Source organism: Streptomyces sp. NPDC021080 (genome assembly GCF_044333225.1).
Classification (GTDB): domain Bacteria; phylum Actinomycetota; class Actinomycetes; order Streptomycetales; family Streptomycetaceae; genus Streptomyces.
Genome location: NZ_JBIRQM010000002.1, coordinates 218,014 through 241,001 on the forward strand (window position 1 = coordinate 218,014; position 22,988 = coordinate 241,001).

Sequence of the window (22,988 nt, forward strand, 5' to 3'; positions counted from 1 at the left end):
ACCGATCGGATGTCAGCGATGACAGTGACAACGATGACATGTTCGCTGCCGAAGCGCAGGGGTGAGATCACATGCGTCGAAGAGTCAAAGCACTGCTCGTCTGTCTGGCCGTGGCCCTGGCCGCCGCCGTCCTGCCGGGCGTGCCGGCCGCCGCCGGGACGGCACCGGACTACCCGGAGTTCCCCTACCCGCCCACCACCTACAGCGAGCCGTACCGGGGGCAGTTCCACTTCAGTTCCCGGTCCGGCTGGATGAACGACCCCAACGGTCTGGTGTACGCGAACGGGCTCTACCACTTCTTCTACCAGCACAACCCGCACGGCCTGGCCTGGGACACCATGCACTGGGGTCACGCCACCAGCCCCGACCTGGTCCACTGGACACAGAAGCCGGTCGCGCTGGAGCCCGGGGTCCATCCCGGCACCCTCTTCTCCGGCGGCGGTGTCGTGGACACGGGCAACACGTCCGGTCTCAGGACCGGTTCCCTGGACCCGATCGTGGTGTTCTCCAACACGAACGGCGTGAGCGTCTTCTACAGCAATGACGACGGGCGGACCTTCCAGGCGTACGACAAGGGACGCAAGGTCATCGACATCCCGGACGAGAGCCGCGATCCGAAGGTGTTCTGGGACGCGGCCCGGCACCGCTGGGCGATGGTGGTGTGGTCCTCCCACGACGGCAACGGGGTGAACATCTACACCTCGCCGGACCTCCTGAACTGGACGTTCGCCAGCCGCTTCGCGGCGCCGTGGCTCTTCGAGTGCCCCGACCTGTACCCGCTCGACCTGGACGGCAAGGCCGGTCAGCGGAAGTGGATCCTCACGTCCGCCTCCGGCCAGTACGCCGTCGGCTCCTTCGACGGCACGACGTTCAGCACCGACTGGACACAGCCGCAGCAGACGGACCTCGGCACCACCTACGCCGGCGGCGGCTTCTACGCCGCCGAGACCTTCACGAACATGCCCGACGGACGCACCGTGCAGATGGCCTGGCAAGGTGGCAACCACGGCAGCACCTGGACGGGCGACGCGACCTTCCCCGCCTCGCTGGCCCTGGTGACCACTCCCGACGGCCCGCGGATCACCCGCACGCCGGTCGCCGAACTGGCGTCGCTCGCCTCGGACAGCCGGACGTGGAAGAACCGGACGATCGACACCGCGCGGAAGGGCAACCTCCTGGACGGCGTCCGGGCCGACGTCTACGAACTGACCGCGCAGTTCGACGTCACGGGCGCCACCGCGTCCCGGTTCGGCTTCGACCTGCACCTGCGCCCGGACGGCACCGCCGACCGCCGGGTCGTCTACGACACCAAGGCCCAGACACTCCAGGGCAAGCCGCTCAAGCCGAGAAACGGCAAGGTCACGATGCGTCTACTGGTGGACCGGGGCCAGTTGGAGATCTTCGCCGACGGCGGACTGTACTCGCTGTCCGACAACGCCGACTTCGACTCGAGCGCCGACAGCCAGGGCATCGGACTCTTCGCCCTGGACGGGCGGGTGACCCTGGACAGCGCGACGTTCACGCGCCTGAACACCAGTTGGGGAACCGGCCAGTCGACGCTGCGCAGCAATCTGAAGGGTCCCTGGCACGCCGCGGGCGGAAGCTGGAGCGACGTCTCCGGGGGCAAGCGCGCCTCCGCCCCCGGAGACGCCTTCTACCTGAGCGCCTCGACCGGCGGGGACGCGACCTACCAGGGCGACATCAGCCTGGACTCCGCGCGGGCGGGCGGTCTCACCTTCCGCGCGGACGCCTCCGGCGCCGGGTACACCGCGAACATCGACACCGGCGGCGTCGTCAAGCTGTGGCGGCCCGGCAAGGACATCGCCACGTACGCCACCCCCATCGCCGCGGGCAGAACCCATCATCTGAAGGTGCGGACGACCGGCCACCGCATCCAGGTCTGGCTCGACAACGGCGGCGATCCGGTGATCGACGCGACCGACGACACCTACGCGAGCGGAACGTTCGGCGTGAACGTCTACGACGGCACGGCCACGGTGCAGAACCTCGACACCGGTTCCGGCGGTCTCGACGCGTTCCCCGCGGGGAGCTGGACCGCGCGCGGCGGCACCTGGACCGTCGAGCCCGACGGACTGCACGGCCGCACCGCGCAGGACGGCTTCTACCTCAGCGACCGGACCGGCACCGACTTCACCTACGAGGGCGACCTGTCCGTCACCAACGGCACCGCCACCGGCCTCACCTTCCGCTCCGGGGCCGACGGCGCGGGCTACACGGCGAACATCGACACCAGCGGCGTGGTGAAGCTGTGGCGGCCGGGGCGCGACATCGCGGTGTTCAGGACTCCCGTCGTCGAGGGCCGCACCTATCACCTCAAGGTGCGCACCGACGGCGACCGCATCAGGGTGTGGTTCGCCGGTGGCGCGGATCCGGTGGTCGACGCCACCGACGACACCTACGCGAGCGGCCTGTTCGGTGTGAACGGCTTCGCCGGGGACACGGTGGCGCAGCACCTCACCGTCAGCTGAGTGCCACCGTCGCCGCCGGCGTCTTCCAACGGGCCGCGAGTTCCGCGAAGGAGACGGTGTCGGGGTCGGCGGGCATGCCGGCCAGACCGCGGCGCCTCGCCTCGCCGACCAGCTCCTGCGGGGTCAGTCCGGCGAGGCGTTCGGCGGTGTGCGCGAGGAGCCGGGCCGCCGTGGAGGTGAGGGCGTCCTGGCCCAACGGCCTGTCCGGCAGGCGCAGTTCGTCCGCCAGCAGGGCCCGCAGAGCGTCGGCGAGATCCCGGGCACCGACCTCGCGGACGGTCAGGGACAGGTGGGCGGAGAGCCCTTCGTCCCCGCAGGCCCAGTGGGCGAAGCCCCGGGGCACGTACAGGACGTCTCCGGCGTGCAGCGTCGTGCGCAGGATCTCGTCCGGGCGGGGCCCGTCCTGTTCGGTCACCCGGCCCGCGTGCCAGTTCTCGTCCGCGGGGCCCTCGTGGATGTGCCAGGTCTTGCTGCCTGCCACCTGGACGACCAGGACGTCGGCGTCGTCGCGGTGCAGCGGGAGTCCCTGGCGTCCCGCGGGTGTGACGAAGAAGAACGCCTCGATGTGCCGCCCGAGTTCGGTGGCCAGGGAGGCGAGCAGGGTGCGCGTGGGGGCGTGCCACTGGTCGATGCAGCGCAGGAGCAGCGTGGCCCCCTTGTCGAGCAGATCCCGGATCTTGCGGGCATCGGCGAATCCGCCCGGTGTGTCGCGGGCGACGGTCCGGGCGGTGGTGAATTTCCTGGCCGGCAGTTTGTCGCCGTCCCACATCTCCACATAGGGCTCCCGGAAGAATCCTGTGGACAGGGCGGCGTCGAGGTCGGCCAGGGTGAAGGAGCTGTAACCGCCGCCGGCCGGGCGGAAGACACCGGGGCGGTCGTTCCAGTAGGAGTCGAGGAAATGCTCGGGGTTTCCCACCCATTGGGCGAGTGTCGGCGCGTGCATGGCCGTCCTTTCTTCGGATCTGCGCTCGGTTCTTCCGAACTGCGCCCGGTCACGGTTTTCCCGTGCGGCGCGGAGTGTTCCCGTCCCGGGATGCGGAGTGTTCCCGTCTCCGTGAGTCACCGGGATTTCGGGGTGTCATACGGGCAGGACGGCCTCGGGATACCGTTCCAGCGCGGCCTCGGCGAGCTCGGCCGGAACGGAGAGCGTGTCGACCATCAGAAAGCCGCCGACCGGGCATCGTACGACCGTCATCTCGGCGTCCTGCTCGACGACGACGCCGGGAGCGCTCAGTGCCGGGCCGAGGGGCAGACCGTAGTACGTGACGGGCGTGTCGGCGGCGAGGCCGGCCGTCGTCCGCCGTGCGCGTTCCCGCTCCGCGGCGTGGGCGAGCTCCTCGGCCAGTCGGCGTGAGGCATCGCCGGCCAGGCCGGGCACGGCGTTCACCCGCTCCACCGCCTCGTGCACCTCGGGTGCCAGCAGCCATCGTCCGGCCGCCTGGCGCAGGTCCGTCAGGTCCTGCTCCGAGAGCGCGTCGACCAGGACCGCGACGTCGACCACGTCCCGCCCGCGCAGGGGCTGCTGGAACAGTTCCTCCGCGATGAGCAGCAGGTGGGCGACCGTCCGGTCGGCGGGCAGCTCCGTGCGCAGCGGCACGGTCGTGGAGTTTCCGTAGAAGGGCGCGGTGAGGAACTCGGCCGCGTACACGTGGTCCAGGTCCGACTCCGGGGAGGGCCAGTTCAGGGCCACCGCCCAGTGGCGCCGGCCGCCGCTCACGATCATGCTCACGCGCGCCTCGTCCACCGGCCGGACCCGCGCGAGGGCCGCCACGGCCGCCCACAGTTCGGCCTCGTCGGGCATCAGCAGATCCACGTCCCTGCTGGTGCGCAGCACGCCCGGCGGATAATAGCGCTGGAGGGCCGCTCCCTTGAGGACCTCCGCGCGGCCCGCCCCGCGCACGAGCGCGATGATCCGGTCGTGCTCCTCGCGTCGCGCCCGCTCCACGTCGAGCAGTGCCTCGCCGAGCCGTCCGAGCCGGTGGCCCTCGGCGGCGGCGAGCGAGCACACGGCTCCGGTCAGCCGCTGGTCGCGCCGGGCGGCCCGCTCCAGGACCAGCCCCAGCCGGATGTCCGGGGCCACGCCCATGACCTCCCGCACGGTCCGCAGCGACAGGTCCATGGCGCACCTCCGATGAAAAGGGCCGGCCGGTGCGGCAGCGGGACGGAATGCCGTCGTACGCCTGCCGGCGCACCCTGAGCGCGGCGGAATTTCGAGCATCGTAGCTTCGCCGGCCGGCGCGGGAGCCATGGGATGCGCATTCCGGAAAACCTGCGGCTCCGGGCATGGAAAGGGGCTCTCGAGGAGAACGGAAGCCGTGACGTGCGGATTACGGAAGCGGCTGTTGCCGGTGCAATGAGCCCCGCCTACAGTCCCTTTCGTTCGATCAGTTCTCAACGAAGGAGATTCACATGCTGAACCACGCCGCCATCCTGCGTCCGCGTCTCGACAAGGTGAAGCCGAACAGCCGCTGAACCGGTAAGTGAAGTGGAATGCCGCCACCTTGCGTGTGGCGGCATTCGCTTGTACGGATCACTGAGGGAGAGTGCTTTCCTTGTACGAATTCCGGACCATCGACGGGCCGCTTCCGGTCGTGGCGGTCGTCGACGAGCGACTGAGTACGACCACGGTCTGTCTGACCTCGAAGTACGGTTCGCGGGACGATCCGTCGCAGGAGTGCGGTCTCGCTCATGTCCTCGAACATGTGCTGATGTCCGCGCCCGTGGGCTCGGTGCCGTCGTTCAGCGAGTACGTCGAGCGGCTGGGCGGGCACGCCAACGCGGAGACCGGCCTGGACCGCATGCTGTTCTACGCGCAGGTGCACGCCGACGACGCGGAGGAGATCACCGGTCTGCTGCAGCACGCGGTGCTGCGGCCCCGATGGAACGAGCGGACGCTGCCCCAGGAGAAGCGGGCGGTCGTCCAGGAGCTCGCGACGGCCGCCGCCGATCCGAGTGACGTGGTGCAGGACGCCTTCCTCGATCACCTCTTTCCCGGCCATCCGCTGGGCCGACCGGTGGGCGGAACGAGGGAGAGCGTCGAGCGGTTCGATGTCGCGGCGTTGGCCGCGGGGCACCAGGAGCGGCTGCTGACCGCCCCGTTGTCGCTGATCGTGGTCGGCCCGGCCGTCCCCGCGAGTGCGGACCCGCGCGTCGCCGGTGTCCCGGACGACGCCCTGGCGCTGATCGGCACCGCCGAACGCGACCTGACCTCCCTGCCCGCTCCCGGCCCGGACCAACCGGTGCGCTGGCCGGACGAGTTCGCCTGGGTGTGCGCGGGAGCGCGTTCGGTCGGCAACCACGATCCGCGCCGCCCCCACTTCAACGTCCTTGCCCAGTTGCTCGGTTCGAGCCCGTCGTCGGTGCTGTACCGGCGGCTGCGCGGCGAGGCCGGTCTCGCCTACGCGTTCCAGTCGTGGAACCGCGGCTACGGGGAGACGGGCGCCTGGCGGGTGCTGGCCGGTGTGGACGCGGGCAACGGCGACGCCGCACTCGCCGTGATCCGGGGAGCGCTCGAGGAGATCGCCACCGACGGCCCCAAGCCGGACGATCTGGAGTCCGCCCGGCGCCAGGCACAGATGCGGATCTTCACCTCCGTCGACGCCCCTCTGGAATGCGCGCGTTTCCTCGCCCTGCGCAGCGGCGGCCCGGCCGACTGGACGCCCGCCGTGGAGGTGGCCAACATCGCCGCGGTGAGCGCCGCCGATCTCCGCGAGGCGGCGGCTCAGGTGCTGGCCGGCTGGCGGGCCGTGGTCCGGCCGGTGGCACGGTGACGGCCACGCGGGAATACCTCCGCCGGGCGGCGTCGGCCGGACTGGCCGGCGAGGCGGCCGGGTTCGGCTTCGTCGCCGACCGCTGCGACGACCCGTTCACCGGGCGCCGGCAGATACTGGTCGAGTACTGCGACCCGGGGCTGCCCGCCTCCCCCGCCGCGCTGGACGCCCTGCGCGGCGCGCTGCGCGCCCGGGGTCTCGAGGCCGACGCCGTGCTGCTGCGGGTCGGCGGTGATCTCCGGCTGCCCGCGCCGTGGCGGCCCCGGCTGACCTACGTACGGCACGACCGGGGCCCCGCGGCCGGGGCCGCTCCCTGCCCCGCGGGCCTCACCGTACGGCCGGCCACCCGCGCCGACGACGCGCGCGTGAGCGACTGGCTGGTCCAGGCGTTCCGCACCACCTATCCCGGCCAGGAGGTCACCTCCGCGCATCCGGGTGTCGCGGACATCATGGCCGCTGCGGACCGGCTGTCCTTCATCGCCGAACTCCACGGTGAACCCATAGGACACGGCACCGTGCTGACCGCCGAGCAGGACAGCGTGACCGGCGAGGAGTTCACCGAACTGGTGGACACGCTCGTGGACGACGCGCGCCACCGGCGCGCCGCCATCGCCGCGCTGGTGGCGGCCGCCGTGGAGGCCACCGAGGGACGTCCCTTGTGCGGCCATGTCGTCCATCCGTACGAACCCGGGGCGGCGCGCTCCGCGGACAGCGTGCTGCGCGCCCTCGTGGCCGGTGACTGGTCGGTCGACCACTGCTTCTGGGAGAGCCCGTGGTGAGCAACGAGAAGCACGACCCGGCGCGCCGGGGAACACCGGGCTCCGTCCCGGACAAGGACGCGACGACGGACGCCATCGTCGTCGAGGACGTCGGGCGCGTCTACGCCGACCGGCGCGGCCGTTCCACCCGTGAGGTGACCGCGCTGAGCGGTGTCGGTCTGCGGGTGGCGCCCGGTGAGGTGCACGGCCTGCTGGGTCCCAACGGCGCGGGCAAGACGACGCTGTGCAAGATCCTGACGACGACCCTGGAGCCCAGCACGGGTTCGGCACGGGTGCTGGGTCTGGACGTCGTACGGCAGTCACGGGCCGTACGGAGGTCCATCGGCCTGGTCTTCGGCGGTGACCGCGGACTGTACGGCCGCCTCAGCGCCCGGGAGAACCTGTGGTTCTGGGGCGCGATGTACGGACTGCGGCGCTCCCGACTGCGTTCCCGGGCCGAGGTGTTGCTGGAACGGGTAGGCCTGGCCGATCGTGCCGACGCCCGGGTCGACACGTTCTCGCGCGGCATGAAGCAGCGGCTGCACCTGGCACGCGGGCTGGTCGGGGATCCGCGGGTGCTGATCCTCGACGAGCCCACGGTGGGCATGGACCCGGTGGCGGCGCTGGACTTCCGCGCGCTCATCGGGGAGCTGCGGCGCGAGGGCCGGACCGTGCTGCTGACCACGCACGACATGGCGGAGGCCGAGGCGGTCTGCGACCGGGTGTCGTTGATCGACCGGGGCCGGCTGATCATGACGGAGAGCACGGACACCGTCGGCCGGCTGCTGTCGGGCTACGAGCGGGTCGTCGCCCACGACGTGCCCGTCGACCTGGTGCCGAGCATCGAGGCGCTCGACGGCGTGGTCGCCGTGCGGCACGAGGCGGGCCGGGCCGAGGTCGAGACGGAGCGGCCCGCCACCACGTCGGCGGTCCTCGCCGTGCTGGCCGGGGCCGGGGTCCACCGGGTGAGCACCGCCCGACCGGACCTCGGAGAGGTGTACCTGCATCTGGTGGGCCGGCGGGGCATGGCGGTGACCTGATGTCCCTCTTCCTGGCATCCCTGCGCTTCCAGCTGCGCCTCGCTCCGCGCTCCCCCGGCACCTTGCAGGTGTGGGCCACCGCGCCACTGTTCACCGCCGTCTTCCTGTCCGTCGCCGAGCACGCGGGGCGGACCGGTCTCACCTCCTACGCAGTCGTCGCGCCGACGCTCATGGGGCAGTGGGCGCTGGCCCTGGGCATCGCGGGCGAACTCATCACGGAGGAGCGCAGCCAGGGCACCCTGGAGGCGATGATCGCGACACCGTGCCGGCTGTCGGTGGTCGTCGTGGGCCGGATCTGCGCGGTCAGTCTGCTCGGCGTGACCGCCATGGCGGAGGCGTGGCTGGTCGCGGGGCTCGGCTTCGGCCGGTGGATCGCCGTGCCGCACCCCTGCGTACTGGGTGCCGCGCTGCTGGCCAACGCGGCGGCCATGGCCGGGACCGCGAGCATCCTGTCGTCGCTGTTCGTGCTGATGCCGTCCGCGCGCGTCGTGCAGAACACCCTCAACTATCCGCTGTACCTGCTCAGCGGAGTCCTCGTGCCCCTGTCGACGCTGCCGGCCTGGCTCAGGCCCTTCGGTCGTCTGGTGTTCCTGAGCTGGAGCGCCGACCTGTTCCGGGACGCGCTGGCCGGCGGGGCCGTCTCCGAGCCGGCCGCGCGGATCGCCGTCGTCGCCCTGCTCGGGTTGTCCGGTTACGCCGTCGGGGCCCTCCTGCTGGCCCGTGTCCTGCGCCGGGTCCGCCGGCTCGGCACCCTTACGCACACCTGAGAGCAGACGTGTACCCATCCGCGCTTCACCTCGTGCGCTACGGCTTCCTCAACGCCGTGGCCGACTTCAAGGCCACCTACACCTGGCGGAGCTGGCTGTTCGGCTGGCTGGGCAGGATGCTCGCCCAGGTGCTCTTCTTCACCGGGCTCGGCCGGATGCTGGACCAGCCCGGCGCGGTCCGGTATCTGGCGCTCGGCAACGCGCTGATGACCTGTGTCGTCGACACCATGGCCGTGGTGGCGACGACGAGCGGAGAGCGCCGGGCCGGGACGCTCTCGCTGCTGGTGTCCAGCCCCGCCGATCCGGTGTGGGTGTTCGTCGGGCGCAGTCTGCACTGGCCGATGAGCGGTGTGGCCACCGCGCTGGTGGCCCTGTTCGGTCTCGGGCCGTTCTTCGGGATCTCCTGGAGTGCGGCGCAGGTCGTGCCGGTCGTGCTGCTGACCGTGCTCACCGCGGTGGGCACCTACTGTGTCGGGCTGTTCCTGGCCGTGGTGGTGGTCAACGTCCCGCGGCTGCGCAACGTGGTCTCCAACTGCGCCTACCTGGCGATGATGGCGTTCTGCGGTGTCCAGGTGCCGGTGGACTTCTGGCCGCGGGGAGCCCGGACGGTGGTCCAGGCCGTGCCGCTGACCCACACGCTGCGGGCGCTCAGGGCCGTCGCCGACAATCGCCCGGCGGCCGAGGTGTTCGGCCCGGTCGTTCCCGCGTTGCTGACCGCCGGCCTGTGGCTGGCCGCCGCTGTCGTCACGTTCCGCTGGCTGGTCGCGGTGCCCGCCCGCCGGGCGGGCACCCTGGACCTGTCCTACTGACGCCGGGGTCCGGGGCCGCTCCTCCGGACCGAGGAAGCGATCAAGGTGAGGGTCGCCGGGGGTGCCGCCGACGGACCGCTGCCCGGCCTCTCGGGCGGGGAATCCGGCAGTTCTTCCGCGGCAGGTCCGCGACCGGCCCCGGCACCAGGTGCCGTATCCGGCGACGGGGTCGACCCGGGCGAACCTGCCTGCGATGCGGTCCATCGGGCCCTCGAACACGTCCCGCCAGTGGGCTGCGTCTACGCTGTGGCCTGCGGCCACCACGTGATCGTTCGTCTTCGCACACCGGTGGTCGACGGTGGCCGCGTCTACGGGTGCCGGCGGGAGGGGAAGGCTCGTCGAAGGAGACGTCGTGCTGGGACTGCTGGGCTTCTACGACGAACTGGACAACTGCTGCGGCCGGCCGAACGGATCGATACGCGATGCCGTCCGGCTCGTCGGCGAGCCGGACGAGATGGACCTGGTGGCCTACCTGGACGCCGGCCACGTCCTGATCGACGTCATGGAAGGCGGGCACGACGTCATCACCGGGAGCGCCCACCGGCACTCTCCGGGATGCTCTTCCCTGGTGACCGACGGTTCCTGGCTGTGGCGCCAGGACTTCCCGCACTACGTGGAAACGCACCATGTATCGCTGCCCGACGCGTTCGTCGAACACGTCCGCGGCCTGAACTACCGGATGCCCACCATCGTCGTCGCGCAGTTCGCTCCGCACTACGACGAGACCATGCCCCTGGTCGGCTGGGCGTCGGCTGTCCCGTGGCGGTCGACTGCGACCACGCTCGTACCCGAACCACGAGCAGTGACCGGCAAGGCCCAGTTCGACGCCGCTGCGCTGGCCCGGGAACGGAACCGGCCGCACGGCAGCTGGGGCAGGCCGCGCAAACCGCGAAGAACATAGCCGCCGATTGTCGGGGTGGCACGGGAGTCGGGGATCGCGGCGGACACGGTCCGCACGTGGCGTCGCCGGTTTCCGGCTGCCCGGCCGGACGGGCTGGTGGACGAACCGCGGCCAATAGTTCAGAGATCGGTCCCCGGCCTCACTCGGCGCGCTGTCCGACACGCAGGACGCTCAGACAACGGCGTGATGCCCGATCGCCCATCCGCATACGGATGCGCTCGGCGACGGCGTCGAGCAGAGGCTCGCGGACATCCCGGTCGAGCTTCCGGTACAGCGACTGTGAACGAAGGAGATCGGCAAAGCCGTCGCCGTTGAACCACTGAACGGTCGGATACCAGCGCACGGTCGTCGGGCCGAACAATCCTCCGGGATCGTCGACCGGTCCCCAGCCCCCGTCGGTGGTTCGCACGTCCTCCTCGAGCGGCGGATGCCTCCAGTCGGGGTTCTCGGGGCAGAACCGCTCGTGGAGATCGGCGGTCTCGGCATACACCTCCGGCTCTCCCGGCCGGCGGACGACGACGTGGCCGAGCAACGCCGTCCATCCTCCAGGACAGAGCACGTCGTGCGCTCGCTGCCAGGCAACCGACGGGTCGACCCAGTGCCACGACGATGCAGCCACGAGAACGTCGAAGCGTCGGCCGCGATCGTCCCACTCCTCGAACGTCGACGTCTCGACTTCGACGTCGTGAAAGGAGGCGAGCCGCCTGCGAGCGAGTGCGGCCATGTCCGCACCCGGCTCGACGGCGGTCACCGGGCATCCGAGCGCTGCCAGTGTGCGCGTAGCCTGACCGGTACCGCAGCCCACCTCCAGCACCGACGACCTTTCGTCCATGCCGGTGATGGCGCCGAGGTCCTCGAACAGTTCGTCGGGGTATCCCGGCCGGACCCGGTCGTAGAGCTCGGGCACCTCGTTGAACACTCGGCCGAGGTCGTGTCGATTCGGGCGCGTCTTCGGATCGTCAGCCACGAACGCACAAGTTATGAGGCTCGTCCACGCAGAGGCCATTGGTTTACCGGCAGCCGCTGACGCGCTGCCGCCGGTAGTTCGGAGCAGCACCGGTCGGTGAGCCGGTCGTGAACTGTTTGAATGCCCTGGTGACAGCGGAAACTTGCGTGCATCGAGGCGGTGGTCCCGGCAGGATGCACGCATGGCTGCCCCCTTGGACGTCCCGCGCTTGACCGCTGGTGACAGGTTCGTGCTCCGTGCCTGGGAGCTCGGTGATCTGCCCCTCGTCCAGGAGGCGTCGAGCGACGACTACATCCCGTTGATCACGACTGTTCCCCCGACGTATTCGCAAGCGGCGGGCGAGGCGTTCGTCCGGCGGCAGTGGGAGCGGGCGTCCACCGGTGGCGGGTATCCGTTCGTCATCGTGCGGATCGAGGACGGACGTCCGCTGGGGATGGTCGGTCTCTGGGTGAGGGATCGGAGCGAGGGACGTGCGTCGCTGGGATATTGGCTTGCCGGGTCGGCCCGCGGCCAGGGGGTCGCGGCGGAGGCCCTCCGGGCGGTTGTCCGCTGGGCCCTGGGTGACCTGCGGATTCCCCGTCTTCAGCTGTATGTCGAGCCGTGGAACGTAGCCTCACGGCGGACGGCTGAGCATGTCGGCTTTCAGCGTGAGGGCCTGCTCCGCGGTTGGCAGCAGGTGGGCGAGGAACGCCGGGACATGATCATGTATTCGATGCTGGGTGCTGATCCGTCCTCACCGGCCGCCGGCTGACTGCGGCACCGCCCGTGCCCGCTCCCCCATCGCGGGGGCTGGACGGCGCGGACGTCACGGGGTTGTTCGTCCAGCTCCGTTGCGCTCCTTCGCCGTCGGATGCGAGACGTCTGAGGACCGGGCCGAGCGGGGGATGCGCTCCCGGCTGGCATGTCCTTTTGCGGTCCGGTCGACGGCTCGGTGCCCGCCGCCCACGCAGCCGCACGGCTCGTCGGCGGCGGGCCGCCGGGCGAGCAGCCGGGCGGTGAGCACCCCGGTCGCCGTGTCGACCGTCGCGAAGTAGGCGTCGGCGCCGGCACCCGGCGCGGGCTCCAGCCCCAGGTCGAGCACCGGGTAGGTGCGCCCGGTCCTCCCGCACGTCAGGTCACAGGTGCTCAGCGTGATCCGCACCGGCGCGGGAACGTCCGGGGACGCCGCGCGCACGGACCGGCACAGGGCCGCCCCGGCGTGCGCGAACTCGTCCCGGGTGCGCGGCAGGACACCGACGCGGCGCCAGCCGTTCGTGAGGGACGGCGAGTCGTAGTCGTGCCCCTGGCAGCTGTCGTAGGTGGCGAGCCGCCAGTCACCCGTGGTGAGCGCGTCCACCAGGGGCCAGACGCCCTCCTCGATGGCCGCGCGCCACTGGGGGTGGGCGGGGTCGACGTCGTCCGCCTCGTGGATGCCCGGCAGCCCGACCGTGTTGATGTTGCCGTCCGCGCTGGTGCGGAGCCTGGCGGCGCGGCGCGGCGCCCCGGGGGCGTTCCAGCGGCCGAGGAACTCCCCGACGTCGGGCATGACGTTCGGGAATCGCGGGCGGTGCGTGAGCGTGCGGCAGTGCGCGAGCGGCCCGTACGCCCCCGCGGTGGTCCTCTCTTCCGGGTTCCTTTCTGATCTCCCTTCCGAGCTTCCTTCCGATTTCCCGTCCGAGTTCTCTTCCGGGCTCACTCCCGAGTTCTCCTGCGTGCTCGGCACGATTCCCCTCCGGTTTCCGGGTGCTGGCGGCGGTCGGGCGATCCTAACGACCGGGGACGGCGCAGCGGTCCGCTTCCGCCGCCGACGGGCCAGGAATGCGCATTCCCGCAGTACCGTCCGACGGACTTCCCCGTCCCCCGTTCGCATTTCCGCAATTTCTTGGCACCCGGAGAGGCGCCTCGGTCATCCTGCAGGGACGTGCCGCATTCGCGGCGGATCGCAGATTCCTCTGCCTGCGCACTGGAAGGAGCCGGGGCCGTGACTGAAAACTACGACCTGGCCGTCGTCGGACTCGGTTACGCCGGGCTTCCGCTGGTCGTCGCGGCTGCCCGCAACGGCATGCGGGTCGCCGGCCTCGACGTCGACGCCGCCCGTATCGAGTCCCTGGCCCGTGGGATCAGCCATGTCGACGACATCTCCGACGAGGAGATCGCCGAGGCGCTGGCCGCGGGATTCACGCCGACCACCGATGCCGACGTGATCGCCGGGGCGAACGCCGTCACCATCTGCGTACCGACGCCACTGCGTGACTGCGTGCCCGACCTGACGGCCGTGCTGGACGCCGCTCGCCTGGCGGCGCCGCGGCTGCGGCCGGGAGCGCTCGTGGTGCTGGAGTCGACCACTTATCCGGGAACCACCACCGATGTCCTGCTGCCCGTGCTGTCGCAGGGCGTCAGAACCGTCGGCGAGGACTTCCTGCTCGCCTTCTCGCCGGAGCGGGTCGACCCCGGAAACCCGGCGTTCGGCCTGCACAACACACCGAAGGTCGTCGGAGGGGTCACCGCGCGGTGCACGGCGGCCGCCACCGCGCTGTACGAACGCATGGTGCAGAAGGTCGTGACGGTGAGCACCCCGGCCGCCGCCGAACTCACCAAGCTGCTGGAGAACACGTACCGGCAGGTGAACATCGCACTGGTCAACGAGCTGGCCGTGTACTGCGACGGACTCGGTGTGGACGTGTGGGAGGTGGTGGCCGCGGCCGGCACCAAGCCGTTCGGCTTCCAGACGTTCTCGCCGGGCCCCGGGGTGGGCGGCCACTGCATCCCCGTGGACCCGGGCTACCTGGCCTTCAGCGGCCGGGCCTCGGGCCGTCCGCTGCGCCTTCCCGAGATGGCACAGGAGGTGAACGACCGGATGCCGGCCTACGTCGTCGACCGCGTCGTCCGCCTCCTCAACGAGCGTCGGCGCAGTGTCCGCGGCACCCGGGTGCTCCTGCTCGGGGCGACCTACAAGCCGGACATAGCGGACGCCCGCAACTCACCGGCGGTCCCTGTGGCCGAGCGGTTGCTGGACCTCGGCGCCGACGTGCGGTTCCACGATCCGCACATCGGCACGCTGCGCCTGAACGGACACGTCGTCACGGCGGCCGGTTCGCTGGAGGACGCGGTCTCGGGGGCCGATCTCGTCGTACTGCTGCAGCCGCACCTCGACTACGACCTGGCCGCCATCGCGGACATCGCACCCCTGCTGTTCGACACCAGCGGCCGCACCGTCGGCGCGCGCGTGGTGCATCTCTGACCCGGCCCGCACCGTCACCCGGCCGGCATCCGAGCAGGAAAAGGGATGCCGGCCGGGACATTCGCGTTTCCGGAATCCGGCGCCGCCGATTTCAGCACTGCCGATTTCAGCACCATGGATCCCACCGCTGCGGATATCGGCACTGCGGATATCCGCAATCAACGGTTCCGCATTTCATTGATTCGACCGCCGGGGCATTGCTAATTTCATTCCCGGGAATCAAATTTCCCTTGTCTCCAGAGAAAGAGGTACATCATGTCCGAGAAGAACGAGATCTCCTTCGACGCCTTCGTCGACGCCGTCAAGTCCTACGACCTGGAGTCCGTCAGCGCCAAGGACACGGCCCACTCGTCCGCGGTCTCGGTGAAGCCGTGGGAGCACGTCACCGAGCAGACCTCGGACGCCGTCTGACCTGCACAGCCCGAACCGGCGGGCGGCGGTTCGCCGCCGCCCGCCGGTCCCCCGCGCCCGCCGCGCACCAGCGGCTCGGCGTTCGTCCCCGCCGGCACTGCGAGGTGGCCCGTCATGCTCAACCCGTCCCCGTGGGCGGACTCCGCCGACCGTGAAGTGGAGACCGAGGTACTGATCCTCGGCGGCGGACTGGCCGGCCTGGCCGCCGCATCGCAGCTCGACGGCCGTGCTGTCGTCGTGGAGGCCGAGGACCGCCCCGGCGGTCTGGTGCGCACCGAGCGCATCGGGGAGTACTGGTTCGACCACGTCATCCATCTGCTCTACTTCAGCCACCCCGACGTCGAGGCCCGCATCGGCTCGCTGCTCGGCGACGTCCTGCGCCCCTGTCCCCCGGACGCCCGGGTCGAGACGGCCCGCGGGACCACCCGCTTCCCCGTCCAGCTGAACCTCTTCGGTCTCCCGCCCGAGGTGCGGGCCGCCTGCCTGGCCGACCTGCGCGCCGCGCACGAGGACACCACGCCGCCGCGCACCTACGAGGAACTGCTGCTGGGAGCCTTCGGCCGCACCCTGTGCGAGCTGTTCTTCTTCCCGTACAACCGCAAGCTCTGGCGGCGCCCGCTCAGCACGCTGTCGGCCTCCGGCTTCCACTGGAACCTGACCCGGCCCGGCATCGCGGAGATCGAACGCGGCGCGAACTCCCAGCGCCCTGCCCCCGGTTACAACTCCCGCGGCTGGTACCCGCGCCCCACGGGCGACGGGCAGCGCGGCATGGAGGTGCTCTCCCGGGCACTGGCCGGCCGGGTGGCCGACCTCCGGCCGGGGCACGTCGTCACCGCCCTGGACACGGAGGCCCGCACGGTGCGGACCCGCTCCCCCGAGGGCATCACCGACTTCCACTACACGCACGACTGCGTCTCCACGCTCCCCCTGCCCACCACGGTGTCGCTGTGCCGCGCGGCACCCTCCGCGCTCGTCGAACGGTGCCGCGCCCTGCCGCGCAACCGGGTCCGGTCGGTGGCCCTCGCCGTGCAGGGCCCCCGGCCCCGCGACACCGGGCACTGGCGCTACTACACGCGGGAGGACGTTCCGTTCACCCGCCTCGTCTTCATGACGGAGTTCGACCCTGACATGGCGCCCGCCGACGGCTGGGGCGTCCTCGCCGAGGTGCTCGAACCCTCCGAGGGACCGCGTGCGCCGGACGACGCGCTGATCGCCGAAGTGGTACGCGGCGTCGAGGAGGTCGGCCTGCTCGGTCCCGGCAGCCGGATCGTGGGATCGCGGGTGTTCACCTCCGACCCCGGATACGTCGTGTTCACCGACACCGCCCGGGAGACCGCCGCCGAAGCCACCCGGTTCCTCACCTCCCGCGGCGTCACCCCGATGGGGCGCTACGGCACCTGGACCTATTCCTCCATGTCCCAGGTCATGGAGGAGGCCTTCGCCTGGGGGGCGGAGCGCTCGGCTCTCACGACGACATGAACCGGACAGCAGACACCGCCCGGACGAACGACGTGGTCCGGACGGCAGACAGGGCCCGGACAGACGACACGGCCCGGACAGCAGACAGGGAGATCCCCTTGCCCAGCACCACGAACCACGGATTCCTCGCGCTGGAAGGCGTCGACGGATCCGGGAAGACCACGACCGCCCGGCTGATCGCCGAACACGTACGGGCCCAGGGCCGTCCCCTGTCCCGCATCGGCCAGCACTCCTGGCTCGACCCTCAGGCGGCCCGCGTCATCATCGACGTCCGGGAGGACCGGCCGCACCGGCACAGCCACCGGCGGATCACGGAGGCGTACTTCCGCGACAAGCAGCTGCAGGCGGGCGCGATCGGCGACCTGCTGCGCGACCGGACCGTGCTGTCGGACCGCTACGTCTTCAGCGACGCGGCCTATCTGGAGGTGCTGTACGGCATCCCGGCGCGCGAGACGCTGGACCGCCACCACGCGCACGGCACGCTGCTGCCCGACCTCGTCGTCTACCTCGACGTCCCCGTCGGCCTGGCCGCGGACCGTGTCGTCGCCCGGGGCAAGAGCATGCGGCACTACGAGAACAGCTACACCCTCGACAAGGTCAGCAAGGTGTACCGCTCGTTCCTCCTCGACGACCCGCCGCCGTACCTCCCGCCGGTACACGTCTTCCGCAACACCGCCGGCGCGCACGAGGACAGCCGTCTGTCGGACCTGTTCCGCGCCGTCGACGGCGATCCGGCTCCCGTACGTCAGCTGCTGGAGACCACGTGAGCCGGATCGACGTCGTCCTGCCCTGCTACAACAGCGCGCACTGCGTCGGCCGTCAGCTCGCCGCCCTCGGCCGTCAGCGCACCGACGCCGACTGGGGTCTGGTGGTCGTCGACGACGGCTCCACCGACGACCTGGCCGCCGTCGTCGACAGCCACCGGAACACCCTGCCCGCGGACGTCCGGATCGTCACCCGCTCCCGGCGCGGTGGCACCGGGGCCGCGCGCAACACCGGCGCCCGCGCGGCCCGCGGCGACCGGCTGCTGTTCCTGGACGCCGACGACGAGATCGCCGACGGCCACATCGCCGCGATGGCGGCGGCTCTGGACCAGGCCGAACTGGTCACCGCCGGCATCGACTACCGGCGTCTGAACCCGCCCGCCGTCCTGCGCGGCACGCCCCCCGACCAGCTCTGCGACATCCTGACCGCGAGCCTGTTCAAACCGCACGTCCTGGGCGGCCTCATGGGTATCTCCCGGACACTGTTCGACGAACTCGGCGGCTTCGACGAGCAGTTGCCCGCCCTCGCCGACATCGACATCTCCTGGCGCGCCCAGCTGGCAGGCCGGGCCATCGGAGTCGCGGACACCGTCGTGTCGGTCAGCGTCCGCGGCACGCACCGCGGCAGATTCCGCCGGGGCCGGTTCCAGGGCCGCGACATCGTGGCCCTGCGCCGGAAGTTCGCCCCGCACGGCGTTCCACCGGTGACCTGGCGCGCGTACCTGGCGGACTGGCTGCGGCTGCCGGCGGCGACGGCCCGCGCCGGAGCGCCGGCCGCCCTGTCCGCCCTGATGTGGGAACTCGGCTGGCAGACGGGCGTGCTGGACGCGCTCCGGTCCGGCCTGCCCGCCCCCTCCCTCCTACCGAGTCCGGAGACACCGTGATCGAACTGTCCCGAGGGCTGAACCCGCACGAGAGTGCCCTGGCGGAGCCGGTCGTACCGGGCGAGCCCCCCTTCGAACTGCTGCGTGGCAGCCCGTCGTACATCAATGTGCTCGACGCGCTCGGCGCCTGGGAGGCGGTGCGTGCTCTGCGCGGCCACACCGGTACGGCGGCCTGCGCGTCCTTCAAGCACACCTCCCCGGCCGGCATCGCGCTCGGTGTGCCCTTCGCGCCGGGCGAAGAGGCCTTCCACGACGTGGGAGCGCTGCCGGCCGGTGCCCTGGGCCGGGCTGTCCTGCGGGCCCGGCACACCGCGCCGAAGTGCTCCTACGGCGACTTCGTCGCGGTGTCGGAGCCCGTCTCGCTCGCGGAGGCGCATCTGTTCGCCGACGCCATCGGCGTCATCGCCCCGGACTTCGCCCCCGACGCGCTCGCGGAGCTCTCCCGGTTCCACCAGGGCCGCTTCATCGTGCTGCGCGGGAACCCGGCCGGGCCGCCGCGGGCGGGGAGCGCGGCCGCGCGGGAGACCGTGGAGACGGGCGGGCTGCGTCTCACGCGCCGCGCCGCGCCGCTGCCCGGGTTCGCGGGCGGTGTGCGGACCGAGTACGGCACGCCCGGCCGCGCGAACGACCTCGCCGTGGCGGTCACGGCCGTCCGGCACGCCCAGTCGAACGCCATGGCCTTCGTCGTCGACGGCGCCACGATCGGGATCGGCATGGGGCAGCAGAACCGCCTGGACTGCACCCGGCTGGCCGCCGCCCGCGCCCGTACCTGGCAGCGCCGCCGCCATCCGGACGTCCTGGGCCTCCGGTTCCGCGACGGCGTCGGGCCCGCCGAGCGCGCGGTGTGGCGGGCGCGTCTCGCCGAGGGGGACCTGACGCCCTCGGTCCGCGCCGCGTTCGCCCGGGTGCTGGCCGATCCGAAGGACGCCGGCCGGGAGCCGGACTGGAGCGCGACACCGCCGCTGTCCGGGGTGACGCTCGCCGCCGACAACCACTTCCCGTTCGTCGAGGTCGTCGAACTCGCGGCCCGCCTCGGTGTCACCCACCTGGTCACACCCGGCGGTTCGACCGACGCGGACGCGCTGCGCGAGGCCTGTGCGACACACGGCATGAGCTGGGTCGTGACCGGTGAACGCTTCTTCCGGCACTGACACCGGCGCGGACACCGACACCAGCGCCGGTACCGGTACCCCTGTCGATGTCGGTGCCCTCGTCGGTACCGGTACCGGCCCGGTGGTCCGGCCCTGGCTCCTGCCCGGCTGGCGGGACCGGGCGGTCTCCGTCGTGGACGCACAACTGGCGGTGGCGGGCCTGCGGCGCACCGGGCCCGTCGAGGACGTCAAACGATGGTCGCTGTCGGTCGTGCTGCGCTGCCCCACGACGGGCGGTGCCGTGTTCTACAAGCAGTCCCTCCCGTCCCTGGCGCACGAGGGCCGGGTGCTGTCCCTGCTGGCGGGCCGCCGCCCCCGGCTCGTGCCCGCCGTCGTCGCCGACGCGCCGCCCGAGGACGGCTGGTGCACCCGGGAGGTCCGGCTGCGGCCCGGGACGGAGCTGCCGCACGACGCGCGGGGCCGGGCCCTGGCCGTCCTCGGCGACGTGCAGCGCGACTGGCTGGGCCGGACGCCCGAGCTCGCCGCGGCGGGTTGCTGGGTACGCACGGCGCGCGCGCTGGCCGACGCGGTCCCGTCCGTCGCACGGAGCGGCCTGTTCGAACCCGACTCGGGGCTCCCGGACGCGCTTTCCCCCCAGGAGCGGTTCCGGTTCGCGGGCGCGTGCTCCCGGCTGCCCGAACTGTGCGCCGCGCTGGCCGCGGCACCACCCGGCGAGACCCTCGTGCACGGCGATCTCCACCCGGGCAACTGGGGCGTGGCGCGGGCCACGGGCGAGATCGTGCTCCTGGACTGGGCGGAGGCCGCCGTCGGCCACCCGTTCCTGGACGTCGTGGCGGCCCTCAGAAGCTGTCCGGACCCCGGGGCCCGGGGCCGGGCCCTGGACCGGTACTTCTCGGGCTGGTCGCCGCTGATGTCGCCCGCCCGGTGCCGGGCGGTGTGGCGACTCGCCGAACCGGTCGCCGTGTTCAACCAGATCGTCACGTACGCGCGTTTCCTCGCCGAGGCGGAACCGGAGGAGCGGGCGGGCTGGGCTCCCCGGCTGCTGTGGTGGGCCCGAAGGCTGCCGCGGACGGTCGAGGACGCGGTGCGGAGGTGACCGGGGCTCAGGGGCTGCCCGATCGCGGCGCCCCGACGGCCCCGACGGCCATCCGCGGGACCACGGGGCGCACGGTCCGCCGCGCTGCCGCCGGGCGGCCCCGCCACCGGTGCCCCGGCCCGCCGGGACTCAGGGACCGCCCGCCCCTCGGCCCCGCCAGGACGCACGGACCACCGGATCGCGCCCACCCCGGCACGGCGCCGCCCGGCCCCCGGTCCGCCGAAACCATTCCCGTTCACCACGAAGGAGACACCGGCATGTGGTCCTCCACCGCAACCTCCCAGCCCGTCCTCGTCACCGGCGGTGCCGGCTTCATCGGCAGCCGGCTCGTACGGTCCCTCGCCTCCGCGGGCCACCGCGTCCGGGTCCTGGACGACCTGACGACCGGCCGGGCGGAGTCCGTCGGCGGCGTCCCCGGCGTCACCCTCGTGCGCGGCAGCGTGCTGGACCCGGAAGCGGTGGCCGAGGCCGCGCGCGGCACGGGCCTCGTCCTGCACCTCGCGGGCGTCGTCGGCATGCGGCTGGCGGCACGGCAGGCCGGGCTCGCGTACGCCGTGGGACACGACGGCACCGCGAACGTCCTCGCCCGCTCCGGCGACACGCCCGTCGTCCTGGTGTCCAGCTCCGCCGTCTACGGGCTCAGCGACAGTTCCGCCGTGCTGCGCGAGGACGTGCCCCTGGACCGGACCGTCCCGCTCGCGTACGACGGCGGAGCCCCGGGGTACGCCACCGGCAAGTGGGAGATGGAACGGCTGGGGCGGCAGGCCTGGCGCCACCGGCCCGTGCTCGTGGTGCGCCCCTTCAACGTCGTCGGACCGGGCCAGTCGGGCCGCTACGGCATGGTCCTGCCCACCTTCTTCCGGCAGGCCGAGACCGGCACGCCGCTGACCGTCCACGGGGACGGCACGCAGCGCCGCTGCTTCACCGACGTCGACCAGTTCACGAGCCGTCTGCTCGACCTCGCCGCGTCCGACGCCGCCTGGCGGCCGGACGCCAACGTGTTCAACATCGGCTCCACCACCGAGACGGCGATCGGCGACCTGGCCCGCCTGGTCATCGAGGCCACCGGCAGCACCGCCGGGGTCGTCCACGTGCCCTACCAGTCGGTCTTCCCGGGCCGCACCGACGTGACCGGCCGCGTGCCCCGCGTCGAGCGGCTGACCTCGGCCGTCGGCGGGACCGACTGGCTCTCGGCCGCCGAACTCGTACGGAGAACGGCGGAGGCGCGGCAGGGCGGTGCGGTCACCGCCGGGCGGTGACATGCGGGTTCGCGCAAGAAGAACCGTATTTCGTTGACGCGTTTCCACGGCCACGAGAATCTTTTCGCAGCCATTCGATGTGAGGAGCTGCACCATGGAACTTCAGTTGCCGGCTCACGGGGAAACCATATTGGCGATGCTGAAACTCCCCGGAGAAATGTGCAATATCAACTGCCATTACTGCTACGAACGCCGGAAGCCGTACCCCAATGCCCTCATGCTGAAGCCGGAGGTGCTGCGGAAATTCCTCGCCCTGTGCGACGGGCGGCCGCTGGCGGTCGAACTCCACGGCGGGGAGCCACTGCTGATCGGCCGGCGCAGGATGGCCGACCTGTTCGCGGAACTGCGGGGGTACGAGGGGCCGGTGACGGTCTCGATGCAGACCAACGGCATCCTCCTCGACAAGGCGTGGCTCGACTTCTTCGACAGCGAATGGCCGGACATCGAGATCGGCATCAGCCTGGACGGCGACGAGGAGGGCAACGCCCACCGCGTCGACTTCCGGGACCGGCCCACGTACCGCAAGGTCACCAAGGCGCTGGAGATGATGGCCGACCGGGGGCGCAACGTCGGCGTGATCGTCGTGGTCACCCGCCGCATCCTCGGCCGCGCCGCGGACGTACTGGACTCGCTCCAGAAGTTCGACGCCGTCAAGGTCGTGAAGCTCTCGGGGTGCCTGGACTTCAACGTGAAGACCAAGGACTATCGAACGCCCAACCGGCAGTCGCTGCAGGTGCTCAACCCCGACGGGGTCGGCATGCCTGGGTGGGCGACGACTCCCGACGAGTACGCGGACTTCCTGATCGAGGCCTTCGAGCACTGGTCGTCGACCCGCGCCTACGGGTCGTACGTGCTGGAACCGTTCTTCAGCGTCATCCGGTCGCTGTCCGGACTGCCCACCAGCTACACGAGCTTCAGCGACCGCAAGGAACCCTTCGTCGTGACGCTCTACCCCGACGGGCGCATCGGCAGTTCCGACGAACTGAGCATGCCCGGCGCGCTGCTGGGCTCCGTGGACACGGCCACCGGCATGGACGAACTGCTCACCCTGGACAGCAACCCGGGGCTGCGCACCGATCTGTCCGCCCTGCTCAGCAAGTGCGCGGGCTGCTCGCACGAGGCCTCGTGCCGCGGTGGCGCCCTCCCCGACCGGCTCCGCTTCGAGGGAACCGGCTTCGAGGAGGAGTACTGCGACTACCGCCGCAAGGTCATCGACCACGTGGCCGCGGCCCTGCCGGCAGCGGCCTGAAAGGGAAGACCCG

At 71.7% G+C, this 22,988-nt stretch carries 21 protein-coding genes; 17 read left to right on the forward strand and 4 right to left on the reverse strand.

Annotated features, from left to right (window positions below; translation table 11 throughout):
- Nucleotides 1–71: 71 nt before the first annotated feature.
- Complete coding sequence (locus tag ACH4S8_RS05040) at nucleotides 72–2,489, forward strand: glycoside hydrolase family 32 protein (RefSeq protein ID WP_398391017.1); 2,418 nt, start codon at nucleotides 72–74, stop codon at nucleotides 2,487–2,489.
- Here the strand turns inward: ACH4S8_RS05040 and ACH4S8_RS05045 are convergent.
- Both ACH4S8_RS05045 and ACH4S8_RS05050 read right to left on the reverse strand, forming a co-directional pair.
- On the reverse strand, nucleotides 2,482–3,432 hold the full coding sequence (locus ACH4S8_RS05045) for a JmjC domain-containing protein (protein ID WP_398391019.1): 951 nt from the start codon (nucleotides 3,430–3,432) through the stop codon (nucleotides 2,482–2,484). The two genes, ACH4S8_RS05040 and ACH4S8_RS05045, sit on opposite strands and share 8 nt — an antisense overlap.
- Before the next feature lie 135 nt (nucleotides 3,433–3,567).
- Nucleotides 3,568–4,608 (reverse strand): hypothetical protein, encoded by a 1,041-nt coding sequence (locus tag ACH4S8_RS05050; RefSeq protein WP_398391021.1) that lies wholly within the window; start codon nucleotides 4,606–4,608, stop codon nucleotides 3,568–3,570.
- A gap of 433 nt (nucleotides 4,609–5,041) precedes the next feature.
- Here ACH4S8_RS05050 and ACH4S8_RS05055 point away from each other — a divergent pair, with 433 nt between their 5' ends.
- From ACH4S8_RS05055 to ACH4S8_RS05080, 6 genes are all read left to right on the forward strand, one after another.
- Nucleotides 5,042–6,259 carry a M16 family metallopeptidase gene (locus tag ACH4S8_RS05055; RefSeq protein ID WP_398391023.1) on the forward strand — a complete coding sequence of 406 codons (1,218 nt, stop codon included), beginning with the start codon at nucleotides 5,042–5,044 and terminating at the stop codon, nucleotides 6,257–6,259.
- Nucleotides 6,256–7,038: a hypothetical protein gene (locus tag ACH4S8_RS05060; protein ID WP_398391025.1), complete on the forward strand. Its 783-nt coding sequence runs from the start codon at nucleotides 6,256–6,258 to the stop codon at nucleotides 7,036–7,038. Before ACH4S8_RS05055 ends, ACH4S8_RS05060 begins: the two co-directional genes overlap by 4 nt.
- Nucleotides 7,035–8,057, forward strand: a complete 1,023-nt coding sequence (locus ACH4S8_RS05065) for an ABC transporter ATP-binding protein (protein WP_398391027.1) — start codon at nucleotides 7,035–7,037, stop codon at nucleotides 8,055–8,057. The genes ACH4S8_RS05060 and ACH4S8_RS05065 overlap by 4 nt, the downstream gene beginning before the upstream one ends.
- Nucleotides 8,057–8,824 (forward strand): ABC transporter permease, encoded by a 768-nt coding sequence (locus tag ACH4S8_RS05070; RefSeq protein ID WP_398391029.1) that lies wholly within the window; start codon nucleotides 8,057–8,059, stop codon nucleotides 8,822–8,824. The genes ACH4S8_RS05065 and ACH4S8_RS05070 overlap by 1 nt, the downstream gene beginning before the upstream one ends.
- Nucleotides 8,825–8,832: 8 nt before the next feature.
- On the forward strand, nucleotides 8,833–9,633 hold the full coding sequence (locus ACH4S8_RS05075) for an ABC transporter permease (RefSeq protein ID WP_398391031.1): 801 nt from the start codon (nucleotides 8,833–8,835) through the stop codon (nucleotides 9,631–9,633).
- A gap of 352 nt (nucleotides 9,634–9,985) precedes the next feature.
- Complete coding sequence (locus tag ACH4S8_RS05080) at nucleotides 9,986–10,534, forward strand: hypothetical protein (protein ID WP_398391032.1); 549 nt, start codon at nucleotides 9,986–9,988, stop codon at nucleotides 10,532–10,534.
- Between the two features lie 139 nt (nucleotides 10,535–10,673).
- On the opposite strand, the gene ACH4S8_RS05085 is transcribed toward ACH4S8_RS05080, so the two are convergent.
- Nucleotides 10,674–11,501, reverse strand: coding sequence for a class I SAM-dependent methyltransferase (locus tag ACH4S8_RS05085; protein WP_398391034.1), 828 nt, complete (start codon nucleotides 11,499–11,501; stop codon nucleotides 10,674–10,676).
- A gap of 193 nt (nucleotides 11,502–11,694) precedes the next feature.
- Here ACH4S8_RS05085 and ACH4S8_RS05090 point away from each other — a divergent pair, with 193 nt between their 5' ends.
- Nucleotides 11,695–12,252: a GNAT family N-acetyltransferase gene (locus ACH4S8_RS05090; protein WP_398391035.1), complete on the forward strand. Its 558-nt coding sequence runs from the start codon at nucleotides 11,695–11,697 to the stop codon at nucleotides 12,250–12,252.
- 54 nt (nucleotides 12,253–12,306) lie between these two features.
- On the opposite strand, the gene ACH4S8_RS05095 is transcribed toward ACH4S8_RS05090, so the two are convergent.
- Nucleotides 12,307–13,026 (reverse strand): hypothetical protein, encoded by a 720-nt coding sequence (locus tag ACH4S8_RS05095; protein ID WP_398391036.1) that lies wholly within the window; start codon nucleotides 13,024–13,026, stop codon nucleotides 12,307–12,309.
- A 435-nt stretch (nucleotides 13,027–13,461) separates the two neighbouring features.
- Between ACH4S8_RS05095 and ACH4S8_RS05100 the strand changes: the two genes are divergently transcribed.
- From ACH4S8_RS05100 to ACH4S8_RS05140, 9 genes are all read left to right on the forward strand, one after another.
- Nucleotides 13,462–14,721 carry a nucleotide sugar dehydrogenase gene (locus tag ACH4S8_RS05100; RefSeq protein WP_398391038.1) on the forward strand — a complete coding sequence of 420 codons (1,260 nt, stop codon included), beginning with the start codon at nucleotides 13,462–13,464 and terminating at the stop codon, nucleotides 14,719–14,721.
- Nucleotides 14,722–14,976: 255 nt separating this feature from the next.
- On the forward strand, nucleotides 14,977–15,132 hold the full coding sequence (locus ACH4S8_RS05105; RefSeq protein ID WP_159765597.1) for a hypothetical protein: 156 nt from the start codon (nucleotides 14,977–14,979) through the stop codon (nucleotides 15,130–15,132).
- A gap of 114 nt (nucleotides 15,133–15,246) precedes the next feature.
- On the forward strand, nucleotides 15,247–16,611 hold the full coding sequence (locus tag ACH4S8_RS05110; RefSeq protein WP_398391040.1) for a protoporphyrinogen/coproporphyrinogen oxidase: 1,365 nt from the start codon (nucleotides 15,247–15,249) through the stop codon (nucleotides 16,609–16,611).
- Nucleotides 16,612–16,709: 98 nt separating this feature from the next.
- Entirely contained in the window at nucleotides 16,710–17,378 is a 669-nt protein-coding gene (locus tag ACH4S8_RS05115) for an AAA family ATPase (protein WP_398391041.1), read from the forward strand.
- Nucleotides 17,375–18,259, forward strand: coding sequence for a glycosyltransferase family 2 protein (locus ACH4S8_RS05120; RefSeq protein WP_398391043.1), 885 nt, complete (start codon nucleotides 17,375–17,377; stop codon nucleotides 18,257–18,259). The genes ACH4S8_RS05115 and ACH4S8_RS05120 overlap by 4 nt, the downstream gene beginning before the upstream one ends.
- On the forward strand, nucleotides 18,256–19,410 hold the full coding sequence (locus tag ACH4S8_RS05125; RefSeq protein WP_398391044.1) for a hypothetical protein: 1,155 nt from the start codon (nucleotides 18,256–18,258) through the stop codon (nucleotides 19,408–19,410). The genes ACH4S8_RS05120 and ACH4S8_RS05125 overlap by 4 nt, the downstream gene beginning before the upstream one ends.
- Nucleotides 19,388–20,467, forward strand: a complete 1,080-nt coding sequence (locus ACH4S8_RS05130; protein ID WP_398391045.1) for a phosphotransferase family protein — start codon at nucleotides 19,388–19,390, stop codon at nucleotides 20,465–20,467. Before ACH4S8_RS05125 ends, ACH4S8_RS05130 begins: the two co-directional genes overlap by 23 nt.
- 257 nt (nucleotides 20,468–20,724) lie before the next feature.
- Nucleotides 20,725–21,726 (forward strand): NAD-dependent epimerase/dehydratase family protein, encoded by a 1,002-nt coding sequence (locus ACH4S8_RS05135; protein ID WP_398391046.1) that lies wholly within the window; start codon nucleotides 20,725–20,727, stop codon nucleotides 21,724–21,726.
- 157 nt (nucleotides 21,727–21,883) lie between these two features.
- Nucleotides 21,884–22,975, forward strand: coding sequence for a radical SAM protein (locus ACH4S8_RS05140; RefSeq protein WP_398391735.1), 1,092 nt, complete (start codon nucleotides 21,884–21,886; stop codon nucleotides 22,973–22,975).
- The last annotated feature ends 13 nt before the right edge of the window (nucleotides 22,976–22,988 follow it).

What these genes read in the sequence shown, in the direction of transcription:
- ACH4S8_RS05040 (WP_398391017.1), top strand. Translation starts at nt 72, where the DNA reads ATGCGTCGAAGAGTCAAAGCACTGCTCGTCTGTCTGGCCGTGGCCCTG.
- ACH4S8_RS05045 (WP_398391019.1), bottom strand. Translation starts at nt 3,432, where the DNA reads ATGCACGCGCCGACACTCGCCCAATGGGTGGGAAACCCCGAGCATTTC.
- ACH4S8_RS05050 (WP_398391021.1), bottom strand. Translation starts at nt 4,608, where the DNA reads ATGGACCTGTCGCTGCGGACCGTGCGGGAGGTCATGGGCGTGGCCCCG.
- ACH4S8_RS05070 (WP_398391029.1), top strand. Translation starts at nt 8,057, where the DNA reads ATGTCCCTCTTCCTGGCATCCCTGCGCTTCCAGCTGCGCCTCGCTCCG.
- ACH4S8_RS05095 (WP_398391036.1), bottom strand. Translation starts at nt 13,026, where the DNA reads ATGCCCGACGTCGGGGAGTTCCTCGGCCGCTGGAACGCCCCCGGGGCG.
- ACH4S8_RS05105 (WP_159765597.1), top strand. Translation starts at nt 14,977, where the DNA reads ATGTCCGAGAAGAACGAGATCTCCTTCGACGCCTTCGTCGACGCCGTC.
- ACH4S8_RS05110 (WP_398391040.1), top strand. Translation starts at nt 15,247, where the DNA reads ATGCTCAACCCGTCCCCGTGGGCGGACTCCGCCGACCGTGAAGTGGAG.
- ACH4S8_RS05135 (WP_398391046.1), top strand. Translation starts at nt 20,725, where the DNA reads ATGTGGTCCTCCACCGCAACCTCCCAGCCCGTCCTCGTCACCGGCGGT.
- ACH4S8_RS05140 (WP_398391735.1), top strand. Translation starts at nt 21,884, where the DNA reads ATGTGCAATATCAACTGCCATTACTGCTACGAACGCCGGAAGCCGTAC.